This is a genomic window from Nitrospirota bacterium (genome assembly GCA_040757335.1).
Classification (GTDB): domain Bacteria; phylum Nitrospirota; class Nitrospiria; order 2-01-FULL-66-17; family 2-01-FULL-66-17; genus JBFLXB01.
In genome coordinates, this window is the sequence record JBFLXB010000020.1 from 33,522 (window position 1) to 49,122 (window position 15,601).

Annotated in this window: 12 protein-coding genes; 7 read left to right on the top strand and 5 right to left on the bottom strand. The window is 62.1% G+C overall.

The window, feature by feature from the left end:
* Window positions 1-134: 134 nt before the first annotated feature.
* Genes AB1451_11350 through AB1451_11360 form a run of 3 tightly spaced genes read left to right on the top strand, consistent with a single transcriptional unit; the run spans window position 135 to window position 2,257 of the window.
* Window positions 135-1,055 (top strand): transporter, encoded by a 921-nt coding sequence (locus tag AB1451_11350; protein ID MEW6683498.1) that lies wholly within the window; start codon window positions 135-137, stop codon window positions 1,053-1,055.
* 30 nt (window positions 1,056-1,085) lie between these two features.
* Window positions 1,086-1,427 carry an MliC family protein gene (locus AB1451_11355; GenBank protein MEW6683499.1) on the top strand — a complete coding sequence of 114 codons (342 nt, stop codon included), beginning with the start codon at window positions 1,086-1,088 and terminating at the stop codon, window positions 1,425-1,427.
* Between the two features lie 35 nt (window positions 1,428-1,462).
* Window positions 1,463-2,257, top strand: a complete 795-nt coding sequence (locus tag AB1451_11360) for a hypothetical protein (protein MEW6683500.1) — start codon at window positions 1,463-1,465, stop codon at window positions 2,255-2,257.
* Here the strand turns inward: AB1451_11360 and AB1451_11365 are convergent.
* Complete coding sequence (locus tag AB1451_11365) at window positions 2,254-3,402, bottom strand: BamA/TamA family outer membrane protein (protein ID MEW6683501.1); 1,149 nt, start codon at window positions 3,400-3,402, stop codon at window positions 2,254-2,256. The two genes, AB1451_11360 and AB1451_11365, sit on opposite strands and share 4 nt — an antisense overlap.
* Window positions 3,403-3,556: 154 nt before the next feature.
* A complete protein-coding gene (locus tag AB1451_11370; protein MEW6683502.1) occupies window positions 3,557-5,902 on the bottom strand; it encodes an AsmA-like C-terminal domain-containing protein in 2,346 nt (781 codons plus the stop codon).
* A 242-nt stretch (window positions 5,903-6,144) separates the two neighbouring features.
* On the opposite strand from AB1451_11370, the gene AB1451_11375 reads away from it, so the two are divergent.
* From AB1451_11375 to AB1451_11390, 4 genes are all read left to right on the top strand, one after another.
* Complete coding sequence (locus AB1451_11375) at window positions 6,145-7,422, top strand: DUF481 domain-containing protein (GenBank protein MEW6683503.1); 1,278 nt, start codon at window positions 6,145-6,147, stop codon at window positions 7,420-7,422.
* A gap of 570 nt (window positions 7,423-7,992) precedes the next feature.
* Complete coding sequence (locus tag AB1451_11380; protein MEW6683504.1) at window positions 7,993-8,706, top strand: response regulator transcription factor; 714 nt, start codon at window positions 7,993-7,995, stop codon at window positions 8,704-8,706.
* Between the two features lie 62 nt (window positions 8,707-8,768).
* Window positions 8,769-11,312 carry an ATP-binding protein gene (locus AB1451_11385; protein ID MEW6683505.1) on the top strand — a complete coding sequence of 848 codons (2,544 nt, stop codon included), beginning with the start codon at window positions 8,769-8,771 and terminating at the stop codon, window positions 11,310-11,312.
* A gap of 43 nt (window positions 11,313-11,355) precedes the next feature.
* Complete coding sequence (locus AB1451_11390) at window positions 11,356-11,724, top strand: hypothetical protein (protein MEW6683506.1); 369 nt, start codon at window positions 11,356-11,358, stop codon at window positions 11,722-11,724.
* Between the two features lie 84 nt (window positions 11,725-11,808).
* On the opposite strand, the gene AB1451_11395 is transcribed toward AB1451_11390, so the two are convergent.
* The 3 genes from AB1451_11395 to AB1451_11405 form a co-directional block, all read right to left on the bottom strand.
* Window positions 11,809-13,908: an FG-GAP-like repeat-containing protein gene (locus tag AB1451_11395; GenBank protein MEW6683507.1), complete on the bottom strand. Its 2,100-nt coding sequence runs from the start codon at window positions 13,906-13,908 to the stop codon at window positions 11,809-11,811.
* A gap of 255 nt (window positions 13,909-14,163) precedes the next feature.
* Window positions 14,164-14,541, bottom strand: coding sequence for a cupredoxin domain-containing protein (locus AB1451_11400; protein ID MEW6683508.1), 378 nt, complete (start codon window positions 14,539-14,541; stop codon window positions 14,164-14,166).
* A 445-nt stretch (window positions 14,542-14,986) separates the two neighbouring features.
* Entirely contained in the window at window positions 14,987-15,526 is a 540-nt protein-coding gene (locus AB1451_11405; GenBank protein MEW6683509.1) for an AraC family transcriptional regulator, read from the bottom strand.
* Between the last annotated feature and the right edge of the window lie 75 nt (window positions 15,527-15,601).

Sequence of the window (15,601 nt, forward strand, 5' to 3'; positions counted from 1 at the left end):
TTATGAGCGACGCCATGTCCGACGTCCGGCCGGCCATGTGAACGTCACCGCAGTTGCGACCAATTTCTTCACGGTTGGTGCGTACCTCTATTACGCCCGCCGTGAACGGTAGTCGATCAGGAATTCGGGCAGTCGTGGAATGCACAAATGTGCGATCACATACCGTATGGCTGGTTGTCCTTACGGGCCTGCTCGTCAGCGCAGGGCCGGCGGCGGCCCAGCAGCTCGAACCCCGGGCCTATTCGCCCTCGCCCGTTGGCGCGAACTTCCTCGGCTTGGGCTACGCCTATTCGAGCGGGGGCGCAGTCACGGACCCCTCCGTGCCGATTACGAACATCCATGCCCGAGTCCACAGCGCGGTACCTTACTACGGTCGCACCTTCGGCCTGCTCGGCCGGCAAGCCAGTGTGACATTGACGACTCCGTACGCGTGGGCCACGGTCTCTGGCGACGTGCAGGAGGTCAATCGAACCGTTGATCGGTCCGGATTCGGCGACCCGCAATTTCGGCTTAGCGTGAACGTGATCGGGGGGCCGGCGCTGACACCGCAAGAATTCGCGCGTCATCAACAGGCAACCACCCTGGGCGCAAGCGTCATCGTCATCGCCCCGTTCGGCGAGTACGACTCCTCAAAGTTGATCAACCTGGGAACCAACCGCTGGGCGTTCAAGCCGGAGGTGGGGCTCTCGCAGCCCCTGGGAGCTTGGAACCTCGAATTCTACGCGGGCGTGTGGCTGTTCACGGAAAACGACGACTTTTTCGGCGGCCAGGTACGGAAACAGGATCCGCTTGCCTCGCTCCAGACCCATGTGGTATACACGATCCGTCCGCGCCTGTGGGCGGCCTTCGACTTCACCTACTACTCGGGCGGGTCGACGACGGTTGACGGCGCGGTTCAGGACGACCGGCAAAACAATACCCGCGGAGGAATCACTCTGTCGGTCCCGGTGACAGTTAGCCAGTCCGTGAAGCTTACCTGGGCGCGGGGAGTCTCGACCCGCATCGGCTCCAACTTCGATACGATGGGGGTTGCGTGGCAGTTGCTGTGGTTCTAGCGGCCAATGATCTCACATAAGGAGTATGAGATGCCTCAAGATGCGCGACTGTGGGCCTACGCTCTGGCTCTCACACTAATCGGCGGAGCGCTGGCCGGTTGCGTTCAGCCGAAGCCGTATCCGATCCAGGGTGCCTATCGCTACCAGTGCGAGGGTGGGAAGACGTTCCAGGTGACAGTGGCTCCGGATCAGAACTCGGCTGTGGTGAAGTTTGACGAGCAGGAGTGGACTATGAAGCGCACCATCTCCGCGAGCGGCGCGACGTTTACCGACGGCGGAAAGGTCCTGTGGATGAAGGGCAACCAGGCCCTGATTGAATCTGACAGCGAGGTCTTGTTCCGAAAGTGCACGTCGGTGTCCTCGCCCCGGTAAGCTCGCGTGGTCAAGCCATTGATCAGGAGTGGATGATGGCAAGAGGATTGTGGATTGTGGTCGTCGCAGTGATCGGGCTGGCGGCGAACGAGACGTGGGCCGAGGAAGTGCCCGATACATGGATGCTCCGAGCCGGAGGCTTTCTCGTGCGCAATTACGACACGACGCTCCGCCTCGACGCGGTCGGAGCGCCAGTGGGTACGACCATTGATTTCGGGGACACGCTCGGCGGAGATTCCAGCGCCAACGTGGCGCGAGTGGACGGATACTACCGTTTCAATCCCCGGCACCGCGTGGACGCGTCCTATTACCGGATTCAGCGGGAAGGTGTACGCGATTTGGATCTGACCATTCAGTGGGGTGACGAGAGTTTTGCCGTCAACGACGTGATCAACAGCGAGATCGACACCGGGGTCGTGAAGCTCGGGTACACGTACTCCTTTTACCACAATGATGATGTGGAACTCGGCGTGTCGGCAGGCTTCTATACATCCCTCGTACGGGTGGCGTTGTCCGACTCAACCGGTCAGTCCGAAGCCGAGAGTGTCACGGCGCCCTTGCCCGTGTTCGGCTTCCTGATGGACTATCACATCACCCCGCGTTGGACCGCAAAGGTATCCGCGCAGTATTTCTTTTTTAACGCGTTCAACATGAGAGGACAACTGACGGACGCGCTGATCGCGACCGAGTATCGGTTCACCGAGCACTTCGGCGTGGGACTGGGAATCAATCATTACGCCAACGGGTTGGAGCTCGAAGGGGACGACGCCCTGCTGTTGGAGCGCAGTAACTACCGGGGATTTCTGGCTTACCTGTCGATGTACTTCTAGCCGCGTGGCAACGCGACGGGTGTCAGAACCATTCTCCGATGTAGAAGTACCAGCCCTCGGAATCGTAACCGCGCGCATAGTCGACGGACACGTTGACGCGGTGTTTCTCCGCGGCCATCCAGCGCAGTCCGAGCCCCCAGCTTGGGAGCATATCGTCGGTGGAAAAGGCGCTCCATGTCGGCGCTACCTCTCCCAATCCGGCGAAAATCGTGACGCCAAGGCGACGGGGAAGCCGGTGGCGGTATTCGACCTGACCACTCAATAACAGGTGGTCGCGATACTGGCCGCCCACGTACCCGCGAAGATTCTGGCTGGTGCCCAGCATACACAACTCGTAGAACGGTGTCGCCGTTGGTGGCGCAGGCAAACCCCTGCAGGGCCAACACCCCCCGATCCCCGAGACCGCGATAGTTCGTGGCGGTCAACTTGAACAGGGTGTAGTCGTGGTCGCTGCCGAACCCTTCGCGCATGAAGTCGGTAAGAAGGTTCAGGCTGGTACCTCGGTAGGCGTTCAACGGGTTGTCGCGCGAGTCGTAGCTGATCGCCACCCCTGGCCCGGCGCTTACGGTCCGGATATCCTGCGGGATCGAGCCGGCCGTTCCGGGAAGGAGGTCTCCAAGGTCGTCGACGAGCTGATCCCATTGCGAGGAGCTCGTGGTGACGGCGAGATAGCGGTATCGCAGACCGATGTACGCGTCCGAGACGGCGCGGACCGACAGCTCGGGCAGCGCCACGGTGCCGGATTGCGAGATCGGAATTCCGGTGCCGCGATCTCCGGCACTCGTTCCGATTCCGTAAAAGTCGATGTTGGCGTCGGCATACCCCGCGATCAGGTTGAAGCGGTACCGGTCCTGATCGAAAAATGTTTTCTGGCTGACGCCGGCGCCCCAGGTCCCGCTGTTGGTGTAGGCGCCGCCGACCGTGGTGCTCGAAGGCGGGGACTGCTCGTCGAGCCTGTAGAGAATCATGGTGGCAAAGGCAAGGCCGGTGCCGATCGTGGGATTCGACAGCGGCATGGGCATGACCACGAGTTCGGTCTTCAGCGACTCTGGCATGATGCCGCTGACGGGTCGCGTCACGTCCTCGATTTGGCGGCTTACCGGGTCGGTCGCGGGGTCGCCTGCCATGGCGACGGTAATCGGCATCGCGATGAGCGGCAGGCTTATTAGGGTGGCAAACCGACAGACTCTACGTCGAATTCGTGCCCGAGCGGCGCAGTGAACCTCGCCCCGGTTGGGTGGCGGTGGCATGGCGGTGGTCGTACGCCTACGCACATCAATAATCCCCTGGGCTAGACCTTCAATCCGTACCACGAGCGCCTTCGACCTCTTTCGGCTTCTTCCCTCCCGGGATCACCGGGGCCATGATTTTGAACGGGAGTTTGAGCGTGCGCTCCATGATCCCGCCAAGCTCTTTGGCAACCGCGCCCGGCGGAACCGCGTCCACTTTCGGATCATCGAATGGACCGGTCACGCGAACCGGGATGGTCACCAGCGAGCCCCCCAGAATCTCCCGTACCAGAGGGATTCTCTTGACTACGGCGTCCACCGTAGTCAACGGGGCGACAAGCACGGTGATGTCAAACGTCTGCTTTCGCAGGTCGAGTGATCCGGTTGCCGCCATCTGCGCAGTCGAACTCGTCACCACCGCCTCGCTAATTACTAGGCGACCTCGCTGCGCGGTGCCACGCACAACCACACTCTTGTAGGCAAGGCCGTCTGATCCGGGGTCGGGGAAGGCGCCTCGCAGCAGCTCGGTGAGGTTCAGGTACGAGAGGATTCTGACCACGGCGGAATCCGCGTAGAAGCGTCCACCCTTGATTGATAGCGCGACGGTGCCGCCGAGGTGGTCCACCAGGGTCTTGCCGGCTCCCGTGGAGTCCAGCTTGCCCGACAGATCGAACGTGCCGGTTACCCGCATGGGCTTGCCGACCAGGCACGTCAGGGTGGGTTCGAGGTTCTGGTTCTTCGTCGACGACGTGATGGCGATCCGGGTTGCGTCCCCGGCGATCGTGGCCGACCCCGCGACCGTGATGCCGCACACGATGGCCTCATGAAGGGTGATGTGGGGGGGATCAGGTCCGATGGCGACGTCCGCGCGGGCCGGCTCCGCGGTCCAGCCTCCGGCCGTGAACGACCCGGCAGAGACGCGGATGGTCGCTCGAACCGGCTCCCCCGCTGTCGCATCGCGGGCCGGCTCCGATCCGGCGGTGTCGGAGTCGGCGGTCCTGGAGCCGAAGAATTGCGCGATCGTCCCCCAGTCGAGCCGGTCAACGTGCAGATCCAGGAGCCATTGCTCGGCGTCGGCTGAAATCTGGCCGCGGACGGTGTGTTGGATGCCGTCGATCGTGATCACGAGAGGATCAACCGAGACCGTGCCTTCCGTTGCCTGCGCGACGACCCGGTCGATGAACACCGGAATCCGTGTCTGGATCGGGAGGACCAACCGGTCTCCCTCCAGTCGACCCTGTGCGGTGGAGTCGCGTGGACGATCCAACGCGATTTGCGTTCGGAAATCGCCCGCCAGCGAACCGAACTCCACGCGCTGTTGCTCGAAGACGCGGGCCAAGGTCGAGTGTGCCAGATGTCCGGCGAATGAGAGACGCAGCACCCGGTTCCGGAGGTCCAACGTGAAGGCCGCCTGCGAGTCCTTATCCCGCACGCCGAGCTCGTCGATGGTGAAATAATCCGGGGATCGTTGAACATTGAACGCGATTGACACGTCACGCTGCACCGATGCCGACCCCTTGACCTGCACAGTGCCGCCCGATTTCCAGGCCAGGTGCGCCGACGAGACGGACACCGGCGTGCGGAGCAGCAGTTCCTCCGGGAGGGACGTCGCGGTGCGGATCCACTGCATCGTGTCGGGGCCGATGGATCCCGCGATCGTGAAGTCGGCAGCGGGGTGCGTGGTCAGGTAGTCATCGAACCGGCCTGAGACGGTCCAGTCTCCGTCGAGCGCCTGTACCTCGCTGTCGGTGAACGAGACGGTGTGCGGACGTGCGTCAAACGTTCCAATCCGCAGTGTGACCGGTCCCGGTAACTCCTCCTTCGTGAGGACCCCGCGCGCGTTTCCCGTGATCCGAAATGGCGCGGCATCCTCTGGTGAAAACGCGATCCGGATCGAGGCATCGTCGAGCACAAACGCGGGCTCCTCTTGGCGAGAGAAGACCAGGCGTCCGTGGTCGATCCGAATCGCCAAATTCGGCATGGTAGTGGCCAGCCATCCCAGGACGGCGGCGAGGGGCCGATTGGATGGTGCGGTGTCCGCGTCTCCCCGCGTCGAGGGCGTGTCTCCCAGAATCAGCGTGACGTCGGGGTGACTGAGCCGCACGTCGGCGAGCCGCGCCTTGCCGACGAAGAGGGGGAGCAGTTCAAACGCCACCTTGAGGGACTCGGATGTGCCGGCCATGCTTCCCGGGATCGTCACGGAGAGCCGGCTGATCACGACCTGCGGCCGCGGAAAAATCGCGAGTCCCACGCGCTGGTACTGGAGCTGCCCCCCCAGCTCCCGAGAGACTGCGGTCTCGATGCGATTCTTAATCCCGTCTTGATTGATCAGCCGGCCCGCAAGGATCGTGAAGCCTACAAAGAGCAGCGGGATCAGTAGGAGTGGAATGAGAATCCAGCGTACGCTCCGTTTCATGATCGATCTGTCCGGGAATTGGTCGCCGCATGTTACCACTACCAACGGTGCCGATACATCGGATCCTGCGGTCCTGATAGCTGCTAGTAGATCTACTAGTAGACAGGCTTCACGACACCGTGGTATAGCCACGGCCAAATTCTCTCCGGGTGTCAGAATGAAACGAAGCTGCGGAAAGGCGACTACGAGCCGTTCGACGCCGCCCGCGCGAAGGTGCGGGCTTGGGAGAAGGCCAACCTGAAGTGAGCGAATTGGGGGCTGGAGAGACGAGCCTCGGCGTCATCGCGGTGGGGATCATCCTGCTGATTCCCGGGAGCGCCCGCGCCCTGTCGTCGCTTGTGGACCTCCCGACGGACACGTTCGCCCAGCTGGCTTCAGAACCGCCGAACGCCGAGCCATCATCCTCGCCACCCGGGCAGTCCGGACTGACAGTGCCCTGGCGACCTCCTGATCCGGAAGCGGATCGATTCGACTGGATTCAACTCAAGTCCGGTGAATGGCTCAAAGGGAGCCTCAAGTCGATGCAGGACTACAGCTTGGAGTTCGACAGCGAGGAGCTCGACTGGCAGGAGTTCGACTGGGAAGACGTCTATCAGGTTCGGTCGCCGCACCTCCATCAGGTCTTGTTCGATAAGCGACCAGGGGAGGGGACGCCTTTTGGAGACTTCGTACTCCTGCCCCACTTCAACGAGATTTTCGCGTTTTCGGATGAGCGGGTGAGTATCGAGGGCAGCTTGCAGGTGTCAAGGGACAAGGTCACCGTGCAGGGCAGGGACGGTCCGGTCGTGTTCGACCGAGCCCGACTCATTGCCATCACGCCCGCGGGCTCGCACGAGATCGACTACTGGTCGGGCAAGGTCAGCATTGGCCTGACGACATTGACCGGCAATACCGACAGCAAGGGCCTGAATATCACAACCGACCTGACCCGGCGCACTCCCGCCACCAGATTGTCCCTGGATTACCTGGGGGCTATGGAAGAACTCGAAGGCGTGGAGTCGGCCAACAACCATCGTGTGACGGCGGTATTCGACTATTGGCTGTCCCGCCGCCTCTACGTCCGAGCCCCGGTGTTGGAATACTTTAGCGATCCGTTCAGCAATGTGGCCTACCGAGTCACCGGCGTTGTCGGGCTGGGCTACGATATCGTTCACCGGCAGAATCTGGAGTGGGACGTCTTCATGGGCCCGGGCTATCAGCGGACCCGGTTCGAAACGGTCGAGACGGGGGAGAACGAATCCGAGGACACGATGGTCTTCGCGATTGGTACCAGCGCCGAGGCGGACATTACCAAACGTACCGACTTGAACCTTTCGTACACCGGCCAATTTGTCAGCGAAGAAGCCGGAGGCGCATTGCATCATACGGTCGCCACGCTGGAGATCGACCTCACCAAGGTGTTCGACGTGGACCTGTCAGTGGTCTGGGATCACGTGTCGGATCCCCAAGCAGCGGCGGACGGGACCGTGCCCAAAAGGAACGACGTGCGTTCGAGCCTGTCGTTGGGCGTGGAATTCTGATGACCCTGATGAAATGACGAGGTTGTTCCTCTACCTTCGACGGTAGCTTAGCTCATCCTCGTACTGCCTGACATCCACTCCCGCCAGTCAGTAGCGATCAGCCTTACCGTTTCTTAACACCAGCTTGACCAAACTTCACGCCGGCTTTATCGCGGGCTAATGCCCGCGGAGTAAGCTCGCACCCGTCAGTCAGGGCTGTCCCGAAGTCTACGGAGGTGAACATGCAACCGCTGGGGTCTCTAGCCTACGGGCTCGCAATGCTGTTGGGGTTTCTCGGCATGATGGCTTGGTCAACCCATCTGAGCGCGACACTGGCTCCCTGAGGAGGTGATCAACATGGAGTCGATGATTCTGGCGTCGGTCTTGATTCTGGCCGCGTTTGGGGCGGTGGCGGTTTCGATGGTGGTGATTGCTTCCGAGCAGTAAACAGTGAAGGCGTCCGGGTCGGACCCACGATCGTCGAGAATGGGTTCGAGGTGCGCTTGTCCGAAGAGGGCCAGGACCGTGTTTACAGCCGAGGGAGAAAGGGAGTAGCATGGACTTGACCTGTGCCACGCGGGAGTCGCGTCCTTGACGACCAAAGGATCGGCGAACCCCATTCTGATCGTCGACGATGATCCGCAGATCTCGTCGTTGATCGCCAGCGCCCTCCGCAACGAAGGTTTTGCCACCCTGACCGGCGCCGACGGCGAAGAGGCGCTGGCCCTGGCTGCCAAACACGAGCCGGCCCTCATCATTCTGGACCTGATGCTGCCCAAGATCGACGGCATCGAAGTGTGCCGCGACATCCGGCGGCGATCCGATACCCCGATCCTCATTCTCACGGTCAAAGCCGACGAATTCGACAAGATCCTGGGCCTTGCCATCGGCGCCGACGATTATCTGACCAAACCCTTCAGTCCGCGAGAACTCATCGCCCGCGTGAAAGCCATCTTGCGGCGCAGCTTGCACCGGCCCAATACCGCGACCAAACGCCTTCGACATGTTGATTTGGACGTGGACTTCGAGAAACGCAAGGTCATGGTCGGGGGCCAGGAAGTGGCGCTGACCGTCTACGAGTACAAGATTCTCGAGGCGCTGGCGCATGCGCCGGGCATTGCCTTGTCCCGCGAGCAATTGATCCAACGGATCTACGCCTACGAAGACGTGAGCGTGGTGGACCGAGTGATCGACGTGCACATCGGCAATCTGCGGGCCAAGATCGAAGAAGACCCGTCCCACCCGCGATACATCATCACAGTCCGGGGTGTCGGGTACAAGTTCACCGAGGTCGACTCGGAATAGCACGTAATGCCCGCGTCTCGCCGACGGGCGGGGACGCGGCCTGCCGAAGAGAAGGAGACCGCATGGCCTCCCAGGCGCCCAAGAAAGGCCTCAGGAAAAAGATCGTCCTCGCCTTTCTGTTGGTGGGCTTCATCCCGGTGCTCGTGGGTCTCCTGATGACGTACTGGACCGGGACCCTCCATCTTCGCGAGGCGATGGGCCAGAACTTCCAAGGACTGGCCGTCGAGGCGGCTCGCAAGATCGATATGGTCATTGAACGGGAGATCGACGGGAAGCGGCATCTCGCGGCGCGGAGCGAGATCTTGGCGGATCTCAGCGCCGCGAACAGGGCCTATGCGCGACTCTCCGATTCCGACGCGGCGCGCGTGTTGGCGGAGCGGCGCGAGCGCTGGGAGAGCGGAGAGCACAACTCGCTGCGACAACAGATCCTGCTGAGCCCCACGTCCAGCGTGTTGAGGGGGTACATCCGGACGATGGCAGTTCCGTATCTCGCGTTCTTCGTGACCGACGAGCAGGGGGCGGTCGTGGCCAGCGCCAATGGCGCGCCGGACTATTTGAACAGCGACCAATCGTGGTGGCGGGAGACCTACAACAATGGCCTGGGCAAGAGCTACATCGGCGACCTGTTTTTCAGCGAGGCGGACCAAACCTACGCGATCATCATGGCAGTCCCGGTAATCGATGAGAAGAGCCAAAAGGCGATCGGCGTGTTGGCGGTGGTTCACGATGTGCGAGAACTACTCCAGGCCCCCATCCACGCCATCCTGTTCGGCAAGTCGGGTCACGCGATGCTGATCGACTCGGACGGACGGGTCCTGACCTGCCCGTTCCTGCCGACCGGCACCCTGCTCAAGGATCAGGGGTTGGTCTCCACCCTGACATCAGCCGTGCCCAACTGGGTCATGGCGGACGACGATGGGCACGGCGGAACCGGCTCCATCATCGGGTTCGCGCCGGTGTCGGCAACCTCGGTCATCACCAGCGCTTCGACCGGGAAGCGGTGGCACAGTTTCATCCGACAAGATCCGGAGGAGCTGTACGAGCCGATCGACTCGCTGCTGTGGTCCGCGACGTCATCCGGCATCGTGCTAATCTGTTTTGTGGCGTTGATGGGACTCGTCTTGTCGAAACGCCTGGCCAAGCCGATCCAACTCCTTCAACAAGGGGCCGAGCAAATCGGCAAGGGAAACCTCGACGTCACGCTCGCGATCCGGACCAACGACGAGATTGAGGAGCTGGCCGGAGCCTTCAACGAGATGACCGGTAAGCTGCGAGAATCCTATTCCACGCTTGAGCAACGTGTGATGGAGCGCACCAGCCAGTTGTCCGCGTTGAACATGATCGCCGCCACGACCAACCGCTCGCTGGAGCTGGAAGACACGGTGGACAACGCCCTCGAAAAGATCCTGGAAGTGATGGAGTTCGAGAGCGGGGCCGTTTGGCTTTGGAACGCCGAGGAAGACCGCCTGATGCTCCAGGCGTCGCGCGGCGTTCCCCCGGAGATCATCAAGCGCTACAAGGAAGTAGCGGCCGGGGAGCTGACCATCGGCGAGGTCGCCGGGTCGGGCCGACGGATGATCATCGAGGGCACGAGCCAAGGCCCTCCCAGCGAGGGGCTCATCGCGAAGGAAGGATGCACCGCCTGGGTAGCCATCCCCTTGGTCTCCAAGGGACGGGTGTTGGGCGTGTTCAGCGGAGCCTGCCAGGGACCGCGGCAGTTCAGCCAGCAGCACCTCGGTCTGTTGGAGTCCATGTGTTCCCAACTGAGCGTCTCCGTCGAAAATGCTCTCCTGTACAGCCGGACCCGCGCGATGGTCGAGCAACTCCGGGAAGCCGAGCGATTCAAGGAGTCGTTCTTCTCCAACATCAGCCACGAACTCCGAACGCCGTTGACCTCGATCCTCGGGTACTCCGAAGCCTTGTTGGCGAAGATGGCCGGGGAACTGACCGCCAACCAGCGCGAGGCCGTCACCAGCATTCACAACAGCGGCACGCTGTTGCTCGAGATCGTCAGCAACCTCCTCGATCTCACCAAAATCCGGGCCGGCAAGATGGAGTTGCACTTCGGCGAGTTCTCGATGAGGCATCTCATCACGACCTGTCTCAAAGCCGTGGACCCGCTCGCGTCACAAAAACGCCAGGTCCTGACCCACACCCTGGGGCCCGAGCCGCTCATGGTTCAGGCCGATCAGATCAAGGTGAAACAGATACTGCTGAACCTTCTGAGCAACGCCATCAAGTTTACGCCGCAGGGCGGACGCATCCAGATCGAAGCCCGCGAGTCGATCATGGGCGGCCGCCCTGCAATCGAGGTCTCGGTGATTGATCAGGGGATCGGGATCAGGGAGGAGGATGCCGAGCGAATCTTCGAGGAGTTCACCCAGGTGGATTCGTCATTCACCCGCGAATTCGGAGGCACCGGGCTGGGGTTGCCGATCGTCAAGCGGTTTGTGGAGATGCACGGCGGATCGGTCGCCGTCACCAGCCGGGTTGGACACGGTTGCCGGTTCACGTTCGTCATTCCCACGCGGCTCGACCTTGAACCCGCGGTTTCGCAGCCGTCGGAGAACGGGGCACCGCGGGCCGAAGCAACACGCCGCCTGTGATGCGATGGACGCGGCGGTACCGGATCGCAAGAGGAGAACGGCGATGGAACGTCACCAGTCAATCAAGAGAGTCGCCGCAACCAGCGCGTCACTCGCCTGCCCCCATTGTCGAGCCGGCGCGGACCAGGCGGTGGTGGGACTCTGCTGGGACCAGGACGAGGCATCATGGCGTTGCCTGCTGTGCGGCTACCGGGTGTTCGACCGGCCGCGCCGCAGTAAGGCACAAATCGCCGCAGAACGGTTTTGGGAGCAGATGTTCCCGTCCATGGAGGACGGGGACGGCCGGCCGCAGGCGGAGGAGGAAGAGCCCGACGAGGAGTTCGGGGCTCTTCCTCCCCAGGCCGCACGCCTGGCTCCGCGGTCGGCGCGCCCATCGGGAGTTGTCAGCGTTTCTGGTCCCGGTCGTCTGTGATCTCAGCCGGCCGGCGGGCCGGTACAGTAGTCGCAATGACGGTCCGGGAGGTCGGGTGACACCCGCCGACCTCCCGGACTGCTGTCACGGGATGGGATAGGGGCCGGAGTACTTGGCGTTGTTGGCCTCGTTCCACTCCGTCACCACGGTTCCGGCATCGCTGATCGCGAGCAGGTATCGGCTGCCCGCCGCGAGTCCGGATGGAATCGGAAACGGGGTCGTTTTCGAGTGATAGGCTCCGCCGCCCGCCAAACTCGGGACACTCCGGCTCCCGAGAGGCGTATCCCCTGCGTCCAGGACCGTGTTGAACGACAGGTAGAACGAGACCGTGAACGGCTCCGCTCGACGGTTTCCCAGATTGCGCTGCGTGTCGATCACGTAGAGCGTTCCGCCCGACTTCACCGCGCTCAGCCTGGTAACGATGAGGTCGGGACCGATGGTGAAGGTGCCCGCCGCGCACCGGGTGTTGTTTCCCTCATCCAATTCGGCCACGGCGCCGGCTGAATCACCGGCGGCACAGACGTAGTAGGTGCCGGTTGGCGTGGCATCGGGAATCGCAAACTTCGTGGTTGCGGAGTTGTACTGAGATCCGCCGTTGATTCCGGACACGCTGCGGGTCCCGATCAGCGTGCCGGCGGTGGGGGCGTTGGGGTTGGCTGCAAAATAGAACGACACCACCGATGGCTCCGCCCACCGGTTGCCGATGTTGCGTTCCACGTCCGACACGTTGATGTACGTGCCGGCGAGCGAGGCCGAGACGCTGGAGACGGTGAGGTCCGGGCCGACTGGATAGGTCTGCGTCGTGCAGCGGGAATTGTTGGTCTTGTCGGCTTCATTGACGGCTCCGCCGGAATCCGTGATCGCGCACACGTGGTACGTGCCCGTCGGCGTGTTGGCCGGGATCGCATACGAGGTCGACGCGGTGTTCACCGCCCCGTTTGCCGCAAGCCCGGTGAGGCTTCGCGTTCCGATGGAGGTCCCGCCAGCCGGGGACGCCGGGTTCGAGGCAAAGTAGAATGCCACGGAAAAGGCTCCTGCGGCTTGGGCCCCGATGTTCTGCTGGGTATCCCCGATCAAAACGGTGCTCCCGGAAACTGACGCGGAGAGTTGCGACACCAGCAGATCAGGAACTGCGGCGGTCTGCAGCGCCGAATCAGTGGTGTTGAGCAGGATCGAGACCGTGTCGCTGTTGGAATTGACCACCGCCAAATCCAACGCATCGTCCTGGTTGAACTGCCCCGAAGCCAACAGATCGAAGGACGAAAGCCCGCTCCCTCCGATGCAGTGCATGGCGGGCCCGAAGATACCGGCGCCATTGCCCGGCAGGATGGACACGACGTTCTGGAGCGTGTAGGCCACGGCCAGATCCACCAGGCCGTCCCCGTTGAAATCACTGATCTCGATACTCTGAGGCCCGGTCAAGACCGGAACGGTGGTCGGCGCGGCAAAAGACCCCAGCCCGTCCCCGAACAGAAGCGACACCGCGGGAGCATAGGCCGTGGCGACAGCAAGATCGGGTTTGTCGTCGGAATTGAGATCCCGGATGGCCACAAACGTCGGACCTGGACCCGCGTTGAACTCGGTCGGCGGTCCAAAGTCGCCCATCCCATCCCCAAGCAGAATCGCGACCCTGTCGTTGTAGAAGTTGGCGACGACCACGTCCGGCTTCTCGTCACCGTTCAGATCCCCAATCGCAACCGACGCGGCTCCGTTTCCAACCGGACGATCCCGGGCAAGATCGCTGCGTGGGGAAAAGCCACCCGTGCCGTCACCCAGCAGGATCGAAACGGAGTTGCCGAAGAAATTGGCGGTGGCCAGGTCAGGCTTTTGGTCCAGGTTGAAATCGCCGATCGCGACCGAATACGGACCATTCCCGGTAGGGATACTGGCCCCTGGGCTGCACGGCCCGGCATCGGTACCCAACAAGACCGACACGTCGTCGCTGTCGGCGTTTGCCACCACAATATCCGGCTTCCCGTCTCCGTTAAGATCGCTGATAGCGACGGCCACAGGGGTGGTTCCGACATCACACAGGGTGGGATCGAGAAACGACCCGTCCCCGTTACCGGGGTGCACCCACACGTTGTTGCTCCCGGAATTGGCAATCACCAGGTCGGCCTCTTCGTCTTGGTTGAGGTCGCCGACCGCTATCGCTTGCGGATTGTCTCCGGCGGGGTAGCTCAACGGGGGGGCGAAGGAAAGGGGTTGAGCCCCACTCGGCACCGAGAACGTTACGGCCCAGCCCACCGCCGCGAAGTAGATTAACCCTATCCTCCAGCAGAACCCACCGCATCCACCTTGTCGATCGTGAGCAACACAGCGGCTCACTGTTGCCGAACTGACATCGGGATTCATGGCATCCTCCCTTTCGTCTCCTTGTGATTTGCGACCCGAACCCACCAGCGCGCCGCGTCATCCCCGCGTTGGGTGGCCGTCGCGTTACTCTTCAGCCACGACGACTCCCCACACTTGCATATGGTTCGCGCAGAAGTAGTGATAGGTCCCGGGCTGGGTAAATACCTGTGTATAGCTGGCCCCGCTCGGGAGAGGCGTATTGATAAAGGGCTCGCTTGGTTCAGTGGTGGACTGGCGTGAAACCAGACCGGCTGATACCAGCGAGTGAAGTTCGTCGTCTTGATTGACCCACGTCACCTTGTCTCCAGCTCGGATCGTCAATCGCTGCGGGGTAAACTCTTCGACGCCGGCCTTGACCAGAACCTTGAGCGTTGCCGCCCGGGCGTCAGCGACGTCACCTACCCCCCACGCCGCGAGCAGGACGCTGACAACTATCAGGGCCGTCGGACCGTTCGTAGACATACGATCACCCCCTTTGCCCACCACGACAGGATGCTGAAACCAAGCCGTGCGGGGCGTCATTGTGGCGCTGAGCGGGTGGGCCCTCTTCGCGGCCGCTCATCTCGCGCGCTGCGACGACGGCCGTTGAAAGGCCGCTGACCGCGCCAACCAGCAGGGCGGTCAGTTCATCACCCATCGAGAGTCCGGAAGGTACAACCAACCAGATAGTCATCTGACCAGGCTGAGGATCCATGTGCGGGCCTCCTGGTTTCATGGGAAGTTCCAGTGGGCGTTGAGGTACCGCCTGTTTGCAAGTCAAGGTGTAAACCTATTGCGGCCCAGTTACAATTTGAAACGCCGGTGGTTGGCAGACTTTTCGCGGTTGCGGCAGACCTTCTCGGTTGGTTCTTGACGTTCGGGGTTGGGAGGCCGCGGATGAACCTGGGAGAGCGCCCTTCAGACGAGCTCAGTCACAACCGCCGGTGAGTTCCTCGCAGTCCACGATGCAGTCCGTCAGATCGGATCGGTCCTGCGCGGGATCGACGGTCGATAACGCGGGATCGATCCGAGAGCCGTGGGGTGACCGGGTTCCGTAGAAGACGAGGTTATGGTTCCGATAGGTGCTGGGCGCACAGGAAAAGTGTCTCGCGAAGGCTTTGGAAAACACCTCGGGCGCGCGAAAGCCCACCTCGTACGCGATCTCTTTGATGCTCTTGGTCGAGGTCACGAGGAGGGTTGTCGCGTGTCGAAGGCGAACCGTCACGAGGTACTCATGGAACCCCACCCCGGTCTCGGACTTGAAGCGGCGACTGAGGTAGTCGGGATGAAGGTCGACTACGGCGGCCGCATCGCGAAGGGAGAGGGGACGCGCGAAAAACTGATCGAGGAACATGGTTACGCGCCAAATCTTCGGACTCAGAGAGGACGGTGTTTTCGGGCTCGACCCGAGGGACCCGTGGTCGACGCGGCCGGCTGTCTTGGTGGAGTGTTTGTGGGTGGATAACATGGCGAGCTCCTTCTCAAAGGGTGGCAGCTTTTCTGGTTACCAGCCTAGCCCCCTGATGTCAGCGCTCGATAAGAA

Coding starts and splice junctions, on each gene's coding strand:
- AB1451_11355 (MEW6683499.1), top strand. CDS start 1,086: ATGCCTCAAGATGCGCGACTGTGGGCCTACGCTCTGGCTCTCACACTA.
- AB1451_11360 (MEW6683500.1), top strand. CDS start 1,463: ATGGCAAGAGGATTGTGGATTGTGGTCGTCGCAGTGATCGGGCTGGCG.
- AB1451_11365 (MEW6683501.1), bottom strand. CDS start 3,402: ATGCCGATTACCGTCGCCATGGCAGGCGACCCCGCGACCGACCCGGTA.
- AB1451_11370 (MEW6683502.1), bottom strand. CDS start 5,902: ATGAAACGGAGCGTACGCTGGATTCTCATTCCACTCCTACTGATCCCG.
- AB1451_11385 (MEW6683505.1), top strand. CDS start 8,769: ATGGCCTCCCAGGCGCCCAAGAAAGGCCTCAGGAAAAAGATCGTCCTC.
- AB1451_11390 (MEW6683506.1), top strand. CDS start 11,356: ATGGAACGTCACCAGTCAATCAAGAGAGTCGCCGCAACCAGCGCGTCA.
- AB1451_11400 (MEW6683508.1), bottom strand. CDS start 14,541: ATGTCTACGAACGGTCCGACGGCCCTGATAGTTGTCAGCGTCCTGCTC.
- AB1451_11405 (MEW6683509.1), bottom strand. CDS start 15,526: ATGTTATCCACCCACAAACACTCCACCAAGACAGCCGGCCGCGTCGAC.